Genomic DNA, 18,489 nt, shown 5'->3' with positions numbered 1-18,489 from the left:
AGCTGCCGCCGGGGGACCCGTGTCCGTGCGCCTGATCGTCAGGACCGTCAGCGAACTGTGCATCACCATCGGCGCGCTCATCGTGCTCTTCGTGGTCTACGTCCTGTTCTGGACCGGGGTGAAGGCCGACAGCGCGATGAACGACCAGATCGGCCGGCTGCAGAGGCAGTGGTCGAAGGGAACGGTGGCGCAGGCGGTGGTGCCCGGGGCCTCCGCGAGCCCGAAGGCACCCGCGCCGTACGTCCCGGGCAGACCGTTCGCCGTCATGTACATTCCGCGGCTCGGTTTCACGTGGAACAAGCCCGTGCTCGAGGACACCGCCGTCGACACCCTCGAGAAGGGGCTCGGCCACTACGCCGGCACGGCCCAGCTCGGGCAGGAGGGCAACTTCTCGGTCGCCGGCCATCGGCGCACGTACGGCGACCCCCTCAAGGACTTCCCGCAGCTGCGTCCCGGTGACGCGATCGTCCTCACCGACGGGACGACCTGGTTCACGTATCGGATCGACAAAGGCCCCTACAAAACAGTGCCCACGGACGTCGAGGTGATCGAGCCTGTGCCACGTAAGTCCGGGTATACGCGTCCGGGCCGCTATCTGACGCTGACGACGTGCGATCCGGAATGGGGGCACAGTCACCGGCTGATCGTCTGGGCGCACCTTGATTCCACACAGCCTGTGGAGGCAGGCAAACCGGCGGCTCTGCGCCGTTAGTCTGGTGACGTACGGCGTGAGTCTGGTGCCGTGGTGAGACGGAAGGGACGGCATGTACGGCTGGATCTGGCGGCATCTGCCGGGCAACGCATGGGTCAAGGCGCTGATCTCGATCCTGCTGGCCCTGGCCGTGGTCTACATCCTCTTCCAGTACGTCTTCCCGTGGGCCGAACCGCTGCTGCCCTTCAACGATGTGACGGTGAACAACCAGTGAGTGCGCGCATCCTCGTCGTCGACAACTACGACAGCTTCGTCTTCAACCTGGTGCAGTACCTGTACCAGCTGGGCGCAGAGTGCGAGGTGCTGCGCAACGACGAGGTGTCGACGGCCCACGCACAGGACGGCTTCGCGGGCGTCCTGCTGTCCCCCGGGCCCGGCACTCCCGAGGAGGCGGGCGTCTGCATCGACATGGTGCGGCACTGTGCCACGACCGGAGTCCCCGTCTTCGGCGTCTGCCTGGGCATGCAGTCCATGCAGGTGGCCTACGGCGGTGTGGTCGACCGGGCGCCCGAGTTGCTGCACGGCAAGACCTCGCTGGTCGAGCACGAGGGCAAGGGCGTCTTCGCCGGGCTGCCCTCCCCCTTCACCGCGACGCGCTACCACTCCCTGGCGGCCGAGCCGGAGACGGTGCCGGCCGAGCTGGAGGTCACGGCGCGGACGCGGGACGGGATCGTCATGGGCCTCAGACACCGTGAACTCCCCGTGGAGGGCGTGCAGTTCCACCCCGAGTCGGTGCTCACCGAGCACGGCCACCGGATGCTGGCCAACTGGCTGGCGGAGTGCGGCGACCAGGGGGCCGTGGCGAGGTCGGCGGGGCTCGCCCCGGTGGTGGGCAGGGCCACGGCGTGACCGCGCTGCGCCCCGAGCGCGAGAGCGGCGCCGCCTACGGGGACGCCGCGGAACACGGGTCCTCGTACGGGCAGCAGCCGTACGAGGGCTCCGGTGTGTGGCAGGGGCAGGGCCAGGGGCACGAGTGGTCCGGCTACCCGCAGTACCCGGTCGACGGCGCCGCGGGGTACGGGCAGCAGCCTTACGGGCAGCAGCCTTACGGGCAGCAGGCGCCGCAGCCGGGGTACGACGCCACGGCGGTGTTTCCCTCGTACGAGGTACCCGGGACCGTCCCGCCGTACGGCGACGACGAGACCGTCGCGCTGCGTGCCTCGGACGTGGAGGTGGCCCGCAGGACCGCGGAGCGCGCCGGTGCGTCCGCACCCGAGCACGGCGGCCGGGCCGCGCGGCGCCGGGCGGCCCGCAGGCACGGACGGCACGGCGGACAGACGACGGCCGGGAAGGTTCCCGAGACGCCCGGGAAGCCCGCTGGGAGGCCCACGGAGGCGCCCCGGTCCCGTATGGAGGCCCGGAGGGCCGCACGGGCGCAGAAGCCCGGCGCGGCGGTCCTCGTGAGCCGCGTGGTCGGCGAGCTGTTCATCACCACCGGTGTGGTGATGCTGCTGTTCGTGACGTACCAGCTGTGGTGGTCGAACGTGCTGGCGCACCAGGAGGCGGGCAGTGCCGCGCAGCACCTCCAGCAGGACTGGGCGAGCGGCAAGCGCGCGCCGGGCGCGTTCGCGCCCGGACAGGGCTTCGCGATCCTGCACATCCCGAAGCTGGACGTGGTCGCGCCGATCGCGGAGGGCACCAGCAAGGCGGAGGTGCTCGACAAGGGCATGGTCGGGCACTACGGGGAGGGCAGCCTGAAGACGGCGATGCCGGACGCCAGGACGGGCAACTTCGCGCTCGCGGGGCACCGGAACACGCACGGTGAGCCGTTCCGGTACATCAACCGTCTCCAGCCGGGCGACGCGATCGTGGTGGAGACGCAGGACGCCTACTACGTCTACAAGATGACGTCGACCCTTCCGGTGACGTCGCCCTCGAACACGAGCGTCCTCGAGCCCGTTCCGAGGGGTTCCGGTTTCACCGCGCCGGGCCGCTACATCACACTGACCACCTGTACGCCGGAGTTCACCAGCAAGTACCGGCTGATCGTCTGGGGCAAGATGGTCGAGGAGAGGCCGCGCAGCAAGGGCAAGCCGGACGCGCTCATTTCGTAGGGCACGTGGACTCGTGGACACGTGGAACAGACGGGGCAGATGCAGTGGGAGTGACGACCGACCAGGACGAGCAGGCCGAGGCGCCGTCGCCGGGCTCCGACTCCCGGCCCTTCCCGCGACGCCATGGACGCGGCCGCATCGCGGCGGCCGTCAGCGTCTTCGGGGAACTGCTCATCACCGCGGGCCTGGTGCTCGGCCTGTTCGTCGTCTACTCCCTGTGGTGGACGAACGTCCTCGCGGACCGCAAGGCCGACCGGCAGGGCGCCAAGGTACGCGACCACTGGGCCTCGGCGACGCCCGACAGCGGGCCGGGCGCGCTGGACACCAAGGACGGCATCGGCTTCCTGCACGTGCCGGCGATGAACAACGGTGACGTCCTGGTCGAGAAGGGCACCGAGACGAGCGTCCTCAACGACGCCGTGGCGGGCTACTACACGGACCCCGTCAAGGCGACGCTGCCGATGACCGGCAGGACCGGCAACTTCGCGCTGGCCGCGCACCGCGACGGGCACGGCGCGAAGTTCCACAACATCGACAAGCTGAAGAAGGGCGACCCGATCGTCTTCGAGACGAAGGACGACTGGTACGTCTACAAGGTCTTCGCGATCCTCCCGCAGACGTCGAAGTACAACGTGGAGGTCCTCACCGCCGTCCCGGAGCAGGCGGGCGTGAAGAAGAGGGGCCACTACATCACCCTGACGACGTGCACTCCGGTCTTCACGTCGGAGTACCGCTACATCGTGTGGGGCGAACTCGTCCGGGTGGACAGGGTGGACAGCAAGCGCACCCCGCCGAAGGAACTGAGCTGAGCGTACGACCGAGCCCCGGCAGCCTTCTCAGGGTGCCGGGGCTCGGTCGTATCCGGACGGGTCAGTTTCTGCCGGTGACTCCACCGAAGAGGCCCGTGCCGCCGTTGTTCCCGTTGCCGTTCCCGCCGTTCCCGAACGAGATCGTGCTCAGGGTGATCGTCGTGCTGTTCGGGTCGGCCTGGGTGTTCGGCTGCGGGTTCTGACCGCTGACCAGCGCGTTCTCGTCCTGCGAGCTGCCGTTTGCCAGCTGGATGTTGTTGAACCCGTTCTGCTGCAGGATCTTCCTGGCGTTCTTCAGGGTCTGGCCGACGACGTTCGGGACCTGCGCCTGCTGCTGCGCCTTCCCGATCTGGATCGTGACCGTGGAGCCCTTCTTGACCTGGCTGCCGGCCGCCGGCGAGGTCTGGATGACCTTGCCGTTCTGGTTCGGGTCGGTGGTGGGCACCTCGGTGCAGTTGCCGGTCAGGTTGTTGTCCTGCATCCGCTGCCTGGCCGCGTCACAGGCCTGGCCCGTCACATCGGGCACCGCTACCGTCTCCGCGGCCTTGGCGACCTCCAGGGTCACGGTCGAGCCCTTCTCCAGCTCCTTGCCGGGATCCGGATTCTGGCTGAGGACCGTGCCCGCGGGCTGCGAGGACTCCGTCTGCTTGGTGTCGACCTTGAAGCCCTTGCTCTCGAGCTCCTGTGTGGCCGCGTTGACGTCCTTGTTGATGACGTTGGGCACCGCCACCTTCGGCGCCCCCGTCGACAGCACCAGATTGACCGTGCTGCCCTTCTTCACCTCGGTCTTGGGGTCCGGGTTCTGGGAGCAGACGTCGTCCTTCTTCTGGTTGTCGCAGGGCTTGCCGGAGAAGATCAGCTTCAGCTCGGAGTTCGTCGCCAGCGTCTGCGCGTCGGCCTTGCTCTGCCCGACGAAGTTGGGCACGGCGACCATGTCGTTGCCCGCCGCGTTACCGCTGAACATCCACTTGCCGATGAGGATCGCACCGACCAGCACCAGCACACCGGCCACGACCAGCAGGATCGTCGACGTGTTGGACTTCTTCTGGCGGCGGCGGTCCGGGCGGTCGTCGTAGCCGAAGCCGCCTTCGTCCGGGCTCATCGGCGGCAGCATCGTCGTGGCGCCCGCACCGGCGTCGGAGCGCAGGGCCGTCGTCGGCTGGTCGTCGGGGTAGCCGCCGTAGCCGACCGAGCTCATCGCCGCCGTCGCCGCGACCGGCTGCCCGTCGAGGCACGCCTCGATGTCCTGGCGCATCTCGTCGGCGGACTGGTACCGGTAGTCCGGGTCCTTGACCAGCGCCCTCAGCACGATCGCGTCCATCTCGGGCGTGATCTCGGGGTCGAAGACGCTCGGCGGCTGTGGCTCCTCCCGCACGTGCTGGTACGCGACCGCGACCGGGGAGTCACCCACGAACGGCGGGCGGACCGTCAGCAGCTCGTACAGCAGGCAACCCGTCGAGTACAGGTCCGACCGGGAGTCGACCTGCTCGCCCTTCGCCTGCTCCGGCGAGAGGTACTGGGCCGTGCCGATGACCGCCGCGGTCTGCGTCATCGTCATCCCGGCGTCGCCCATCGCACGGGCGATGCCGAAGTCCATCACCTTGACCTGGCCGTTGCGCGTCAGCATGACGTTCGCGGGCTTGATGTCGCGGTGGACGATGCCGTTGCGGTGGGCGTACTCCAGGCCCTGGAGGATGCCGATGGTCATCTCCATGGCCCGCTCCGGCAGCAGCTTGCGGCCGCTGTGCAGAAGCTCACGGAGCGTGGAGCCGTCGACGTACTCCATCACGATGTACGGGATCGACACCCCGTCGATGTAGTCCTCGCCCGTGTCGTACACCGCGACGATCGCGGGATGGTTGAGCGAGGCGGCCGACTGGGCCTCCCGGCGGAACCGGGCCTGGAACGACGGATCGCGTGCGAGATCCGCCCGCAGCGTCTTCACCGCCACGGTGCGGCCGAGCCGGGTGTCATGCGCGAGGTAGACCTCGGCCATGCCACCACGGCCGAGCACCTGGCCCAGCTCGTACCGGCCGCCGAGGCGACGCGGCTCTTCCATAGCTTCCTACCAGCCCTCTCCGTCGGTCCCGACCACACCCGCGTGTGGTCCGGCGGTGTGCTGTCCGGGCATACGGTACCCGGCTCGCTCCGTGTGACCTGGCCACCTCCGCCACCCGATACAGGACCGGTATCGCAACGTGCACCGATGTGAAGGGGACGTGACAGGGGTCACTTCTTGCTGTTGATGACCGCCTCCATGACGTTCTTCGCGATCGGGGCGGCGAGACCGCCACCGGAGATGTCGTCACGGTTGGCGTTGTTGTCCTCGACCACCACGGCCACGGCGACCGGCGAGCTGCCGTCCTTGAGCTTGGCGTACGAGATGAACCAGGCGTACGGCTTCTCGCTGTTGTTCAGACCGTGCTGGGCGGTACCGGTCTTGCCGCCCACGGTGACGTTCGGGATCTGCGCGTTCTTGCCCGTACCGTCCGTGACGACCGTCTCCATCATCGACTGAAGGATCTGGGCGTTCTTCGAGGACAGCGGCCGGCTCAGCTGCTGCGGCTGGGTCTGCGAGACCACATCCAGGCTGGGTGCCTGCAGCTTGTCCACCATGTACGGCTTCATCAGCTTGCCGTCGTTCGCCACAGCGGAGGCGACCATGGCCATCTGCAGCGGGGTCGCGGCCGTCTCGAACTGCCCGATGGAGCTGAGGGCGGTCTGCGGCTGGTCCATCTTCTCGGGGAAGTTGGAGGCGTTGGCGCGCACCGGCGTGAACAGCTCGGAGTCGAAGCCGAACTTCTTCGCCTCCGCGAGCATCTTGTCCTTGCCGAGGTCGGCGCCGACCTTGCCGAAGACGGTGTTGCAGGAGTACTGCAGCGCGACGCGCATCGTGGCGTCCTTGCAGGGGATGCTGCCCTCGTTCTTCAGCTCGGTCCTGGTGTTCGGGAGGGTGTACGGCAGCGGGGAGTTGGTCTGCTGGTCGGCGCTGTTGTACAGCCCGTTCTCCAGCGCCGCGGCCGCGGTGACCACCTTGAAGGTGGAGCCCGGCGGGTAGGTCTCGCGCAGCGCCCGGTTCAGCGTCGGGTCGGTCGGGTCGTTGCTCTTCTGAAGCTTCGTCCAGGCCTTGCTGTCGGTGGTCGTGGAGTTGCCCGCGAACGTCGACGGGTCGTACGACGGGTAGGAGGCCAGCGCCAGGATCGCGCCGGTCTGCGGGTTCAGCGCCACGGCCGCGCCCTTGCCGCCGACCTGCTGGAGACCGTCGTAAGCGGCCTTCTGCGCGGCGCCGTTGAGCGTGGTGACGACGTTGCCGCCCTGCTGCTGCTTGCCGGTCAGCATGTTGAGGGTGTTGCGGAAGAACAGCCGGTCGTCGGTGCCGGTGAGGATGCCGTCCTCGAGGTACTCCAGCTGCGAGGCCCCGAACGCCTGCGAGGCGTAGCCGGTGACCGGCGCCCACATCGCGCCGTCCTTGTACGTCCGCTTGTACGCGAAGTCGTTGAGGCTGTCGGTGGACGTCTTCTTCGACCCGGTGATCGGGTTGCCGTCGACGATGATGTCGCCGCGCGGCGTCGAGTACCGGGCGATCAGGACACGACGGTTCTTCGGGTCGGTACGCAGGCTGTCGGCCTGGAGGTACTGGAGCCAGTTGTCGCGGATGAGCAGCGCGAGGACGAGGAGCCCGCAGAAGATCGCGATCCGGCGCAGGGGCTTGTTCACGGGCGGACCACCTGGGTCATCTCGGCGTCGGGGTTGGGGGCGGGGGACGGAGCCGGGCGGCGGGCGGTGTCGCTGATGCGCAGCAGGATGCCGACCAGTGCCCAGTTGGCGATGACGGAGGAACCGCCGTACGCCAGGAAGGGCATCGTCATACCGGTCAGCGGGATGAGTCCCATGACACCGCCGGCGACCACGAAGACCTGCAGCGCGAAGGCGCCGGAGAGGCCGACGGCGAGCAGCTTGCCGAACGGGTCGCGGGCGGCGAGGGCGGTGCGCACACCGCGCTCCACGATCAGGCCGTAGATCAGCAGGATGGCCATGATGCCGGCCAGGCCCAGTTCCTCGCCGAAGGTGGCCAGGATGAAGTCGGAGTTCGCGGCGAACCGGATCAGCTCCGAGTGGCCCTGGCCGAGGCCGGTGCCCAGGGTGCCGCCGGAGCCGAAGGCCCACAGTGCCTGCATGGCCTGCTCGGAGTGGCCCCCGACGCCCTGCCGGCTGAGCGTGTACTCCTTCATCGGGTCGAGCCAGGCCTGGACGCGCTGCTGCACATGGGGTTCGAAGGAGGCGACGCCGACCGCGCCGACCGCGGACATCAGAAGTCCGAAGACGATCCAGCTGGTCCGCTCGGTGGCGACGTACAGCATGACGACGAACATTCCGAAGAACAGCAGCGACGTACCGAGGTCGGTCTCGAAGACCAGGATGAGGATCGAGATCGCCCAGACGACGAGGATCGGGCCGAGGTCGCGGCCGCGCGGCAGGTACAGCCCCATGAAGCGGCGGCTGGCGAGGGCGAGTGCGTCCCGCTTCACCATCAGATAGCCGGCGAAGAAGACCGCCAGGACGATCTTCGCGAACTCTCCGGGCTGGATGCTGAAGCTACCGACGTGGATCCAGATCTTCGCGCCGTAGATATTGGCCCCGAGACCCGGGATGAGCGGCAGGAGCAGCAGGACCAGCGCGCCGACCATCGAGATGTACGTGTAACGCTGCAGGACCCGGTGGTCCTTGAGGAAGATCAGCACGGCGACGAACAGCGCGATGCCCAGCGCGGTGTACATCAGCTGGCGGGGCGCCGCGGTGCCGGCCTGCTTGATGGCCTGCAGCAGCTTGGACTGGTCCAGCCGCCAGATGACGACCAGACCGAGTCCGTTCAGCAGCGTGGCCAGCGGCAGCAGCAGCGGGTCCGCGTACGGGGCGAACTTCCGTACGACCAGATGACCCACGCCGGCCAGCAGACCGAGGCCGATGCCGTAGCTCAGCAGGCCGGGCGGCACCTTGCTGTTGATGGCGAGACCCACGTTGGCGTAGGCGAACACCGGGATGACGACGGCGAACACCAGGAGCGCCAATTCGGTGTTGCGCCGACTCGGCGTGCCGATCGCGCCGATCGTGGACGTGTGGTGTGTCGTCATGTTCGTAGTGCTGCTCATGGTGTGACAGGGCCCCTCACGGCTGCTTACTGCTTACCGCACAGTGAGACGACCTTCTGCTCTTCCTCCGAGAGGGTGGGGCCGGGTGTGGGAGTGGGTGCGGTCTGGGTCTTGCCCGCCGACGACGACGGGCTCGGCGACGGCGTGGCCTTGGACGCCGGCGAGGTCTTTGTGGTTCCCGTGGCGTTCCCGGCCCGGCCCGCGTTGGTCTTGACGCTGTTGTGGCTCTCGGCCGTCTGGCGCTCGCTCTCCTTCTTGCACGCGGACGCCTGCACGGACAGCTCGGAGATCTTCGACTGGGCAGCCGTCAGACCGCCCTCGGCGATCGTCGCCTTGACCTGCTTCTGCTGGTACGGGGGCAGGTATTTGAGTTCGATCTCCGGGTGGTCCTTCGCCACCTTCGACAGCGACACCCAGGCCAGGTCCTGGCTGATGCCGCGGTACAACGCCACGTGCTCGGCGTTCGCGCCGACGTAGTACTGCGTCTGCGTCCACTGATAGGCGCCGTACAGACCGCCGCCGACGACGCCCAGCGCGAGGGCGGTGTACAGCGATCTCTTCAGCCACCTGCGGCCCTTCCTCGGCTTGACGAAGTCCTCGTCGGTGTAGTCGCCGAAGCTGCCCGCCGGGACGTAGCCGGTGGTGTCGCCGCTGCCGGGCGGGCCGAACTCGCCCCCGCCGCCCTGTCCGGGCACCTGGCGGCCGAGGCCGGCGGCGCGGCCCGCGGGCGTCTGCATGATGCCGTTGTCGTGCAGATGGTGCTGGTTCTCGGCGACCGCGCCCACCACGACCGGGGTGTCGGAGAGCTGCCCGGCGAGGGTGTCCCCGGTGTCCAGGTCGAGGACGTCGGCCACGATGACCGTGATGTTGTCGGGGCCGCCGCCGCGCAGCGCGAGCTGGATCAGCTCCTGCACGGTCTCCTGCGGGCCCTGGTAGCTGGCGAGGGTCTCCTCCATCGTCTGGTGGGAGACGACCCCGGACAGACCGTCGGAGCAGATCAGATACCGGTCGCCGGCCCGCACCTCACGGATGGACAGGTCGGGTTCGACATGATCGCCGCTGCCCAGCGCGCGCATCAGAAGGGAGCGCTGCGGGTGGGTGGTGGCCTCTTCCTCCGTGATGCGGCCCTCGTCGACGAGCCGCTGCACCCAGGTGTGGTCCTGAGTGATCTGCGTCAGCACACCGTCCCGCAGCAGATACGCGCGGGAGTCGCCGACGTGGACGAGCCCGAGCCGCTGACCGGTCCACAGCAGGGCGGTGAGCGTGGTCCCCATGCCCTCCAGCTGGGGGTCCTCCTCGACCATCGCCCGCAGCTGGTCGTTGGCGCGCTGCACCGCCGTACCGAGCGAGGTGAGGATGTCGGAGCCGGGGATGTCGTCGTCGAGCGCGACGATGGTGGAGATCACCTCGGAGGAGGCGACCTCGCCGGCGGCCTGCCCGCCCATCCCGTCGGCGATCGCGAGCAGGCGCGGACCGGCGTAACCGGAGTCCTCGTTGCCCTCGCGGATCATGCCTTTGTGCGATCCGGCGGCGAAGCGCAGTGACAGACTCATGCGCACCTCGCCCGTCGGCTCCGGGTACATCCGCACGGTGCCCACCCTCCGGTCGGGAGCGCGCCGGGGCCCGTGGTGTGGGCCACCGCTGCGTGCTCGCTCCGCTCGCTCATTGTCGTACTACTTCCGCAGCTCGATGACCGTCTTGCCGATGCGGATCGGCGCACCCATCGGAATCGGTGTGGGGGTCGTCAGCCGGGTCCGGTCGAGGTACGTGCCGTTGGTGGACCCGAGGTCCTCGACGATCCACTGGCCGTCCCGGTCGGGGTAGATCCTCGCGTGCCGGCTGGAGGCGTAGTCGTCGTCCAGCACGATCGTGCTGTCGTGGGCGCGGCCCAGCGTGATGGTCTGGCCCTGCAGCGCGACCGTCGTGCCCGTCAGGGAGCCCTCGGAGACGACCAGCTTCGTGGGGGCGCCGCGGCGCTGACGGCCGCCGCCCGACTGCTGGCGCTGCGGCGGGGGCGCCGCCTGGCGGGCGGCCTGCTGCGGCCGCGCGGCCTCCCGGCGCGAACCGCGCTGGGTGACCCGCGTACCGAACAGGTCGCTGCGGATGACCTGCACGGCCACGATCACGAACAGCCACAGTACGGCCAGGAAACCCAGCCGCATGACCGTGAGGGTCAGCTCTGACATTGCCCCCGCTTCACCCTTCGGCTTGCCGGTAAATGATGGTGGTGCTGCCCACGACGATCCGCGAGCCGTCGCGGAGCGTAGCGCGGGTGGTGTGCTGCCCGTCCACCACGATGCCGTTGGTGGACCCGAGATCCTGGATCGTCGAGGGCGTTCCGGTCCGGATCTCACAGTGCCGGCGCGAGACGCCGGGGTCGTCGATCCGCACGTCGGCGTCGGTGCTGCGGCCCAGCACCAGCGTCGGGCGGGAGATCTGATGGCGGTTGCCGTTGATCTCGATCCAGTAGCGGGTGCGCCCCCCTGCCATGGGCGCGGCGGCCGGCCGCTCGCCGTAGGGCGCGGCGCCGGGGCGCCCACCGGGCGGTGGCGTGGACGGCATGGGAGGAGCGCCCGCAGGCCCTGACGCCGGCGGATAGCCGTAACCGCCGGGGGCCTGCCGCCCTGCCGGGTCGGGCGCCGGAACCTGCTGGTTCGTGGAGGAGGCGAGCGTACGGCTGCGCACCCGGTACAGACCGGTGTCGAGGTCGTCCGCCTTCTCCAGATGGACCTTGATCGGGCCCATGAACATGTAGCGCTGCTGCTTGGCGTAGTCGCGCACCATGCCGGCGAGCTCGTCGCCGAGCTGGCCGGAGTAGGGGCTGAGGCGCTCGTGGTCCGGCGCGCTCAGCTCCACGATGAAGTCATTGGGGACGACGGTCCGGTCACGGTTCCAGATGGTCGCGTTGTTGTCGCACTCCCGCTGGAGCGCACCGGCGATCTCCACGGGCTGGACCTCGGACTTGAACACCTTGGCGAAGGTGCCGTTGACCAGACCTTCGAGACGCTGCTCGAACTTCTTCAGGACTCCCACGGGGCACCTCCTCCTTCGTTGCCGTCCTGCGTACTGCTTACCTGGTACTGCTTACTGATCGTATCCACGCGCCGGAAAATCGGCTGGTTCCCCCTGTCGGCCCCGTCGACGGGTGTCGACGCCTGCGGAGTTCCCTGCGGACGACCTCTTCGAACACCTCCCGGACGTACTCCTTGGACGTGGTCCTCGGACGTACTCCTGGCATGGATCGTAGAGGTGGCCGCAGACCAGTGTCCCGCACCTGACTGTGGACCCTGTCCGCCTACTGGAGAGATGTGCGGGACCGGTACGAGGTTGATACGTGAACCAGCACACGTCGAGACCTTGTGGGGGCGGGTGAGGGGGCGGGTCGAGGGGGGTGTGCTGGGCGGGGCCGGGGCACGGCTGGGGCCGGGCGGGCGCTGGGTGGCGTGTGAGGAGATGGGGCCCGGCCGGGGGCGGGGGCGGGCGTGCCTGGGTCGGTCCGGGGCGGTCCGGGGCGGTCCGGGCGGGGGATGGGGCCCGCTCGTGGGGTGCCTGGGGACGGGGGCCGGGCCGGGCACCGAGGTCGGGGAGTGGCCGGTCCGCCCGCGTCATCGCTGGTCGTCCCGGTGTCGTGGCTGGTCGGACGGGGTGTTGCCGGAGACGGGTCGGGGTCAGCTGCGGGAAAGGGATGTGAACCCACCCTCTGCAGCATGCTAATGTTCTGGATGTCGGAAGGCGCCAGCACCGAAAGGGCGGGAGCCGGAGGACACACCCAATGCGCGGGTGGCGGAATAGGCAGACGCGCTGGATTCAGGTTCCAGTGCCCGCAAGGGCGTGGGGGTTCAACTCCCCCCTCGCGCACCACGAGGTACCGACGAAACGGGTCTCTGCTAGTGACGGAAGTCACGGCGGGGGCCCGTTTCTCGTTGTGTCGGCGGTGTGAGGCATCGCACAACTTGGTCAAGACATACGGCGGGGCCTCGACGCGTGAGCTATCTCACGCGTCGGGGCCTGTCTTTGTTGCGGTGCCGGGGGGTCGGCTGGCTCGGGCTATGCCGCTGGTCTCAGGCCCCAAGACCATCACCGACACCTTTGACCAGCTGCTCGGATATCTGGTCTGGCGGGACACGAAGGCAGCACTCTTGCTGTTGATCCGGCGCGGAAACTCGCCTTCCTGCCGTTTGCGCTTCTGGCTCCATCGACGTCCTGAGCCTGCGACCTGTGCGCTAGCTCTAGAGGCCGTTCGGCCCCATGTCGGCGCTGTGGGCCCCAGTGAGGTGGCACTCCACGTCCACAACGCCTTCCACCGCGCGAGCGAGACGTGCGGCGACGGAGATGAGCGAGGTGTCCCCGATCTGACCCCGGAGGGTGACGACTCCGTCTTTCACGTCCACGTGGATGGTGTGGGCGAGGGCAGGGAAGAGCGGGGCGACGACCGTGCGGTGGACCTCTTCCGCCAAGTCTTGGTCCGGCCGAAGGAAGACCTTCAGCAGGTCGGCGCGGCTGACGATCCCGCGCAGCATGCCTTCGTCGTCCACGACGGGGAGTCGTTTGACGCGCTTCACGGCCATGATCCGGGCCGCCTGTGCCAAGGTGACGTCGGCATGCACGGTGATCGCAGGGGTGCTCATGAGGTCTCCGGCGGTCAGACCTCCGGCCTTGGCCGTGGCGGACAGGCGCTCTCGCTGCTCGGACAGGCCCTGAATACCGGCGCGGAACTCCTCCTTGGCCAGGAGGTCGGCTTCGGACACCACCCCGATGACGCGGCCGTCGCCCTCCAGGACCGGCAAGGCGCTTACCTTCCACTGCTCCATGGTCCTGACGATCTCCCTGAACGGCGCGTCACGTCCGGCGGCCACCACCGCCATGGTCATCACATCGCTCACGATGTGCGGTGTCCCGGCCATGAAGACCTCCTCGCGCTACGACCTGGCCGGCCGCGGCAGGAAGGGCACAGCGCTTCGTCTGAAGACGTCGGCGCGTCACAGCCTCGGCCCTGTCTCCAGAGTCCCAAGGTATCGACCGGGCGGCATCCGGCCGAAGGTCCCCGTCGCAGGGCCATTGCGCCCGTCGCGGGCCTCGCGGGACGGTGCGACGGTGGTGACAGGGGGTCCTCACAGTGAGCTGCGATGGAAGGCGGTGGGGACGATGGAGCTGCCCCTGGTTGTCGGCGCCGACGGTTCTGACTCCAGTCTTCAGGCGGTGGACTGGGCGGTGGACGAGGCGGCGCGCCACGGACTGCCGCTGCGGCTGCTGTATGCCTCCCTCTGGGAGCGCTACGAGGGCAGCCGGCCGTCCTTCAGCACCGAGCGTCCCTCCGAGGAGGTCATGGCGGAACACATCGCCGCGTCCTGCGCCGAGCGTGCCGAGCGCCGCGATCCGGAGGTCAAGGTGTCGGCCGAGGTGCTGCCCGACGAGGCCGCGCACGCGCTGGTCCAGGCGAGCCAGGAGGCGTTTGCCGTGGTGGTCGGATGCCGGGGCCGGGGTGAGATCGCCGGGATGCTGCTGGGCTCGGTGAGCCTGGCGGTGGCGGCGCGCGCCGTGAGTCCGGTCGTCGTGGTCCGTGGCCCCGAGCGGAACCGGGACGGCCGGCTCGGGCGGGTGGTGGTCGGTGTCGGGGACTCCCCCGACACCGAGGCCGCCGTCGGCTTCGCCTTCCGGGAAGCCCAAGCACGCGGCTGCGCCCTTCATGCCGTGCGCGCCTGGCGGCGTCCGGCCCATGAACACCGGGACAGCCCCCTCATCGTCGACGACGCAGGCGCCGTGCACGAGGAAAGGGCCGCCATCGCCCTCACCGAGGCGCTGCGTGAGGCCGAACGAGAGCATCCCCGTGTGGAGGTGCACCGCCGCACGGTGCAGGGACCTGCGCACAAGGTGTTGCTGGACGCCGCGGCGGACGCGGACCTTCTGGTCGTCGGCGCGCAGCGGCACCCCGGCCACCGGGGTCTTCAGCTCGGCCGGGTCGCCCACGCCTTGCTGCACCACGCGGACTGCCCCGTCGCCGTCGTTCCTCACAGTTCCTGAGAGAGAAAATTGGGCCGATCTGGCACCTAAACGGGCTGCAGGGCCCTTACCGGTACCGGCCGTAGCACGCCACGGTGGGCACGGGGCGCAAACCACTGTTGCGAGGAGGTCGTGCCTTGCGGACACCGCGTCTTCGTGGACACCGGCCTCCGTACCAGTCGGGGCGAAGGCGGCATGCCAGGGCACTGGACGGCCGGGGAAATCCCCTCGAACGACCGTCGGACCGCTTCGAGGGTAGGCCCCGGGTCTGCGGATGGCTGTGCTCGCCGTGGCCGTGGCGATGGCTGCGTGGATCGCCGGAAGCGCGGCCTACAACCATGACAGCCGATTGCGTCAAGTGCGGATGGCTGAACGACACACGTTCACGGCACGGCTGCTGTCCGATGCCCAGGACGGTGGCGATCGCATCGACGGCACGCTCAGCTCTCATGCGTCGGTCCACTGGAGCGATGCCCGCGGGACCCACGCCGCTCTGGTACCGGTGGGGGCATGGCAGCGTGAAGGGGACACGGCGACCGTGTGGCTGGATGCTCATGGCAACGTGACCACGCAGCCTCCCACGTCGGACTCGGCAGCGCTCGTCGGTGTCGAAATGGGCTTCGCTGCCGCGGCAGGTGCTGCCCTGATCGTGGCGGGGCGTGGAAGGGTGTTCGCGTCTGCCTCGATCGTCGCCGCTTCGAGCAGTGGGACCAGGAGTGGGAGCTCGTGGAACCACGCTGGACGGGGCGTCGCGCTCGGTGAAGGGAACTTGGGCGACCGGGTAGCGGTCGCCGTTCAGTGCCCCAAGTCGACGCCCTGGCCGCCGAGGCTGGTGACGGTGAGGGTGCTTCCGATGACCTCGGTGCCGCGCGGTCGTCCCCTCCGGGCCCGCTCGACGAGATGCTTGAGCCGGGCCGTCGTTCGGCTCGTTTTGACGCCTCCCTTCTCCAGTCCTCCTGTTCGCCGCAGCGCGCCAAGGGCCGATCGGCCGACTGAGCGGCGCACAGGGCTCACTCGGCTGCCCTTCCCTGGCGTGCCAACCCGAAGTCGCGCAGCGTGGAGGTGAAGGACGGCATCCGGCGTGGCCGGCGAGAAGGCCGCGGAAGAGGTGAGACACATGGGCACGGACACTTCCAGGCCTCGTGTCGTCGTCGGTGTCGACGGTTCGCCGTCGTCACACGCGGCGCTGCGCTGGGCCGTGCGGTACGCCGGCCTGATCGGCGGAACCGTGGACGCGGTGGTGGCCTGGGACATGCCCGGCGCGTACGGCTGGTCGGCTCTGGCCGTGGACGCCGACTTCGACGAGGCCGTCGCCCGGCAACGGCTCAGCCAGGAGTTGAGCGATGTGCTGGGTGCCGAGGGAGCCGCCTCGGTCAGGGCGCTCGTGGCCCGCGGGAACACCGTCGAGGTGCTTCTGATCGCCGCCGAGGGCGCTGAGGCGTTGGTGGTGGGGAGCAGGGGGCGGGGCGGGTTCGCGCGAGCCCTGCTGGGGTCCGTCAGTCAGCACGTAGCTCACCACGCGAGGTGCCCGGTTGTCATCGTGCGCCCGGAATCGCGATGAGGCGGTCCGGCCGGCCATGACCGGGTCCCGACGGCGTGGGGCTCGTGCGTGACGGCGGCTTCCATGACTTCGGCTCCTGCCCTGATGAGACGCGGAGCTTCCTCAACGCGGGCTGTAGGTCAGGCAGTCGGCGCCTTGCCGCCCGGGGCCGACGGCGATGGCCGGCGCCTGGCATTCGAGCCGTGAGTTGTGCCGGCAGCCGGCCACCTTGCATGCATCCATTTGCCCGGTTCCGGCCGGGTGACCGCCCTTGAAGGGGATGAAGTACGTGTCGCACCGGGCGTGCGGCGGATCGCCGATGGTGATGGCCAGTGCGTGGCATGCGCTGCCGCGTTGTAGGAGCACGCCTTCACCGCGCGGTCGTTGATGTACGGCATGTCCATGGAGCCCTCCGGGCATCCGGCACACGTCGCGGGCCACGGCGATTGCCGGCCTGGTCGGCCTGTGCGGTGTTGCACGACGGTCGGTCTTCAAGGTGTGGGGACTTTCGCGTCGGTAGGGCGCACGACACCCGTAGCCATGGGGAATCACCCTAAGACGTCGTTTCAGTTGGTGAGTCGGCGGTAGCTGATGAGGGCTGCGGCGATGCCGACGAAGGCGAGGAAGTGTTCGGCCTTGCGCTCGTAGCGGCGGTGGAGGCGGCGGCAGCCGGCGAGCCAGGACACCGTCCTCTCGACGACCCAGCGGTGCCGGCCCAGCCGCTGCGAGGACTCGATGCCTTTGCGGGCGATGCGGTGGCGGATGCCGCGCTTGCGGAGCCATCGGCGCAGGTGGTCGTAGTCGTAGCCCTCGTCGGCGTGGAGCTTGGCCGGTCGCCGGCGGCGTGGGCCGCGCCGGGAGCGGATCGGTGGGATTCCCCGGACCAGCGGTTTCAGGCCGAGGCTGTCGTGCATGTTGGCGCCGGAGATGCCCAGTGACAGAGGCAGACCGTTCCGGTCCGTGATCAAGTGGATCTTCGATCCGTTCTTGCCGCGGTCGGTCGGATTCGGTCCGGTCAGTGGCCCCCTTTTGCGGCCCTGAGACTGACGGAGTCGATGGCGCACCGCGACCAGTCCAGCTCGCCTCGGGCGCCGAGCTCGTCCAGGACGGTTCGGTGCAGCCGGGCCCAGACCCGGTCCTGGCTCCACTGGGCGAAACGCCGGTAGACCGTCGGCCAGGCCGGCCCGAACACCGGGGGCAACTGCCGCCAGGTGCACCCCGAGGTGGCCACGAAGATGATCGCCGCTAGGCATTCGCGGTCACCCGCCCGCCGTCGGCCGCCGCCCTGCGGACGTATGACCTCCGTCGGCGGAACCACCCGCCGGAACAGCGTCCATAACTCATCCGGCACCAACCGCTCAATCAGATCCGTCATGCACGGCTCAACGAACGATCACGCCAAAGGAAACGACGTCTAATGCCGGGAATGCCTCCCCAGGCTGGGCGGCGTCATCACTCACCCACGGTGAGCAGATGCTTCGTGCCTGCTGTCTCCCCTGCCGGGTAGCCGCGGTGGGTCGAGGTCGGATCCGAGGTCGTCGTAGGCGTAGCCGATCGACTGATGCACGGCGACCACGCCGTCCACGGAACGGCACAGACGCTCGATGACCGGAATCAGCGTTCTCTGCTCGACCCGGCCCTTCAGCGTCACCACGCCGTCCCGCACGTCGACCTGCACGGCGTCCGAGGGAAGACCCAGAGTCGCGCGCAGCACGTCCCGGTGGATCTCGTCGCTGATCGCCGTGTCGCTGCGCAGGAACGGCCGCAGCAGATCCGACCGGCTGACGATCCCGACGAGTCTGCCGGTCTCGTCGACCACGGGCAGCCGCTTCACCTTGTGGCGGTACATGGTCCTTGCCGTCTCGACGACGTTCCAGCCCGGACGTGCCATCACCGCGGGTGTGGTCATCATCGCTTCCGCGGTTTCGGCACCGGCGCGTGCCAGCTCCTCCGGACCCAGCCGGTGTCCTAGCGGCCGTCCCTCCGGGTCCGGCAGGCTCGCCGCCTTGCGGAGCAGGTCCGCCTCGGACACGACACCGACGGGGCGCCCCTCGTCGTCGACGACGGGGACGGCCGTGACGTCGTTGTCGCGCAACAGCTGGGCGATCTGTTTGAAGGACGAGCGGGGATGTGCCGTGACGACACTGTGTGTCATGACTTCGGCGACTGTTCGATGCTGCATGTTTCCACTCCTTCCATCCGTGGTCACAGCCCTCACGGCTGC

17 protein-coding genes and 1 tRNA gene are annotated in these 18,489 nt (G+C 69.1%); 8 read left to right on the top strand and 10 right to left on the bottom strand.

Features of this window, described 5'->3' with window-relative positions; genetic code table 11:
• The first annotated feature begins 25 nt into the window (after positions 1-25).
• Genes ASC56_RS25770 through ASC56_RS25755 form a run of 5 tightly spaced genes read left to right on the top strand, consistent with a single transcriptional unit; the run spans position 26 to position 3,575 of the window.
• On the top strand, positions 26-712 hold the full coding sequence (locus ASC56_RS25770) for a class E sortase (RefSeq protein WP_055494041.1): 687 nt from the start codon (positions 26-28) through the stop codon (positions 710-712).
• A 52-nt stretch (positions 713-764) separates the two neighbouring features.
• Positions 765-926 (top strand): hypothetical protein, encoded by a 162-nt coding sequence (locus ASC56_RS39970; protein ID WP_199836067.1) that lies wholly within the window; start codon positions 765-767, stop codon positions 924-926.
• Entirely contained in the window at positions 923-1,561 is a 639-nt protein-coding gene (locus ASC56_RS25765; RefSeq protein ID WP_055493931.1) for an aminodeoxychorismate/anthranilate synthase component II, read from the top strand. The genes ASC56_RS39970 and ASC56_RS25765 overlap by 4 nt, the downstream gene beginning before the upstream one ends.
• Positions 1,558-2,766, top strand: a complete 1,209-nt coding sequence (locus ASC56_RS25760; RefSeq protein ID WP_055493930.1) for a class E sortase — start codon at positions 1,558-1,560, stop codon at positions 2,764-2,766. The genes ASC56_RS25765 and ASC56_RS25760 overlap by 4 nt, the downstream gene beginning before the upstream one ends.
• Before the next feature lie 44 nt (positions 2,767-2,810).
• Positions 2,811-3,575, top strand: a complete 765-nt coding sequence (locus ASC56_RS25755) for a class E sortase (RefSeq protein WP_055493929.1) — start codon at positions 2,811-2,813, stop codon at positions 3,573-3,575.
• A 61-nt stretch (positions 3,576-3,636) separates the two neighbouring features.
• On the opposite strand, the gene pknB is transcribed toward ASC56_RS25755, so the two are convergent.
• From pknB to ASC56_RS25725, 6 genes are all read right to left on the bottom strand, one after another.
• On the bottom strand, positions 3,637-5,634 hold the full coding sequence (pknB, locus tag ASC56_RS25750) for a Stk1 family PASTA domain-containing Ser/Thr kinase (RefSeq protein WP_055493928.1): 1,998 nt from the start codon (positions 5,632-5,634) through the stop codon (positions 3,637-3,639).
• A gap of 170 nt (positions 5,635-5,804) precedes the next feature.
• The gene (locus tag ASC56_RS25745; protein WP_055493927.1) at positions 5,805-7,292 is read right to left on the bottom strand and encodes a penicillin-binding protein 2; all 1,488 of its coding nucleotides are present in this window, start codon (positions 7,290-7,292) and stop codon (positions 5,805-5,807) included.
• Complete coding sequence (locus ASC56_RS25740; protein WP_055493926.1) at positions 7,289-8,725, bottom strand: FtsW/RodA/SpoVE family cell cycle protein; 1,437 nt, start codon at positions 8,723-8,725, stop codon at positions 7,289-7,291. Before ASC56_RS25740 ends, ASC56_RS25745 begins: the two co-directional genes overlap by 4 nt.
• 26 nt (positions 8,726-8,751) lie before the next feature.
• Positions 8,752-10,308 (bottom strand): Stp1/IreP family PP2C-type Ser/Thr phosphatase, encoded by a 1,557-nt coding sequence (locus ASC56_RS25735; RefSeq protein WP_234377063.1) that lies wholly within the window; start codon positions 10,306-10,308, stop codon positions 8,752-8,754.
• 90 nt (positions 10,309-10,398) lie between these two features.
• Positions 10,399-10,911, bottom strand: coding sequence for an FHA domain-containing protein (locus ASC56_RS25730; protein ID WP_055493924.1), 513 nt, complete (start codon positions 10,909-10,911; stop codon positions 10,399-10,401).
• Positions 10,912-10,921: 10 nt separating this feature from the next.
• Entirely contained in the window at positions 10,922-11,758 is an 837-nt protein-coding gene (locus ASC56_RS25725) for a DUF3662 and FHA domain-containing protein (RefSeq protein WP_055493923.1), read from the bottom strand.
• Between the two features lie 741 nt (positions 11,759-12,499).
• On the opposite strand from ASC56_RS25725, the gene ASC56_RS25720 reads away from it, so the two are divergent.
• A tRNA-Leu gene (locus tag ASC56_RS25720) sits at positions 12,500-12,586 on the top strand.
• Between the two features lie 368 nt (positions 12,587-12,954).
• Here ASC56_RS25720 and ASC56_RS25715 read toward each other — a convergent pair.
• The gene (locus tag ASC56_RS25715) at positions 12,955-13,629 is read right to left on the bottom strand and encodes a CBS domain-containing protein (RefSeq protein WP_055493922.1); all 675 of its coding nucleotides are present in this window, start codon (positions 13,627-13,629) and stop codon (positions 12,955-12,957) included.
• 241 nt (positions 13,630-13,870) lie between these two features.
• On the opposite strand from ASC56_RS25715, the gene ASC56_RS25710 reads away from it, so the two are divergent.
• Together ASC56_RS25710 and ASC56_RS25705 are read left to right on the top strand one after the other, a co-directional pair.
• The gene (locus tag ASC56_RS25710) at positions 13,871-14,746 is read left to right on the top strand and encodes a universal stress protein (protein WP_055493921.1); all 876 of its coding nucleotides are present in this window, start codon (positions 13,871-13,873) and stop codon (positions 14,744-14,746) included.
• A 1,096-nt stretch (positions 14,747-15,842) separates the two neighbouring features.
• Positions 15,843-16,286, top strand: coding sequence for a universal stress protein (locus ASC56_RS25705; protein ID WP_055494040.1), 444 nt, complete (start codon positions 15,843-15,845; stop codon positions 16,284-16,286).
• Between the two features lie 102 nt (positions 16,287-16,388).
• Here ASC56_RS25705 and ASC56_RS43155 read toward each other — a convergent pair whose 3' ends face one another.
• From ASC56_RS43155 to ASC56_RS25685, 3 genes are all read right to left on the bottom strand, one after another.
• Positions 16,389-16,508: a DUF1540 domain-containing protein gene (locus ASC56_RS43155; protein WP_371330291.1), complete on the bottom strand. Its 120-nt coding sequence runs from the start codon at positions 16,506-16,508 to the stop codon at positions 16,389-16,391.
• A 323-nt stretch (positions 16,509-16,831) separates the two neighbouring features.
• Positions 16,832-17,640 (bottom strand): IS5 family transposase gene (locus ASC56_RS25695; protein ID WP_107309350.1). Its coding sequence is split into 2 segments (ribosomal slippage): positions 16,832-17,290 and positions 17,293-17,640, totalling 807 coding nucleotides; the frame shifts between segments, so codons are not numbered across the junction.
• An 81-nt stretch (positions 17,641-17,721) separates the two neighbouring features.
• Complete coding sequence (locus tag ASC56_RS25685; RefSeq protein ID WP_055493918.1) at positions 17,722-18,447, bottom strand: CBS domain-containing protein; 726 nt, start codon at positions 18,445-18,447, stop codon at positions 17,722-17,724.
• Positions 18,448-18,489: the final 42 nt, after the last annotated feature.

The organism is Streptomyces sp. TP-A0356, from assembly GCF_001417775.1.
GTDB lineage: Bacteria > Actinomycetota > Actinomycetes > Streptomycetales > Streptomycetaceae > Streptomyces.
The sequence above is the reverse complement of the archived record's forward strand: the minus strand, read 5'-3'. Positions and strand labels throughout refer to the sequence as shown.

Bases quoted from the DNA above. Each gene is read 5' to 3' on its own strand.
- ASC56_RS39970 (WP_199836067.1), top strand. From the start codon at position 765: ATGTACGGCTGGATCTGGCGGCATCTGCCGGGCAACGCATGGGTCAAG.
- pknB (WP_055493928.1), bottom strand. From the start codon at position 5,634: ATGGAAGAGCCGCGTCGCCTCGGCGGCCGGTACGAGCTGGGCCAGGTG.
- ASC56_RS25740 (WP_055493926.1), bottom strand. From the start codon at position 8,725: ATGAGCAGCACTACGAACATGACGACACACCACACGTCCACGATCGGC.
- ASC56_RS25735 (WP_234377063.1), bottom strand. From the start codon at position 10,308: ATGTACCCGGAGCCGACGGGCGAGGTGCGCATGAGTCTGTCACTGCGC.
- ASC56_RS25730 (WP_055493924.1), bottom strand. From the start codon at position 10,911: ATGTCAGAGCTGACCCTCACGGTCATGCGGCTGGGTTTCCTGGCCGTA.
- ASC56_RS25715 (WP_055493922.1), bottom strand. From the start codon at position 13,629: ATGGCCGGGACACCGCACATCGTGAGCGATGTGATGACCATGGCGGTG.
- ASC56_RS25710 (WP_055493921.1), top strand. From the start codon at position 13,871: ATGGAGCTGCCCCTGGTTGTCGGCGCCGACGGTTCTGACTCCAGTCTT.
- ASC56_RS25705 (WP_055494040.1), top strand. From the start codon at position 15,843: ATGGGCACGGACACTTCCAGGCCTCGTGTCGTCGTCGGTGTCGACGGT.
- ASC56_RS43155 (WP_371330291.1), bottom strand. From the start codon at position 16,508: ATGGATGCATGCAAGGTGGCCGGCTGCCGGCACAACTCACGGCTCGAA.
- ASC56_RS25685 (WP_055493918.1), bottom strand. From the start codon at position 18,447: ATGCAGCATCGAACAGTCGCCGAAGTCATGACACACAGTGTCGTCACG.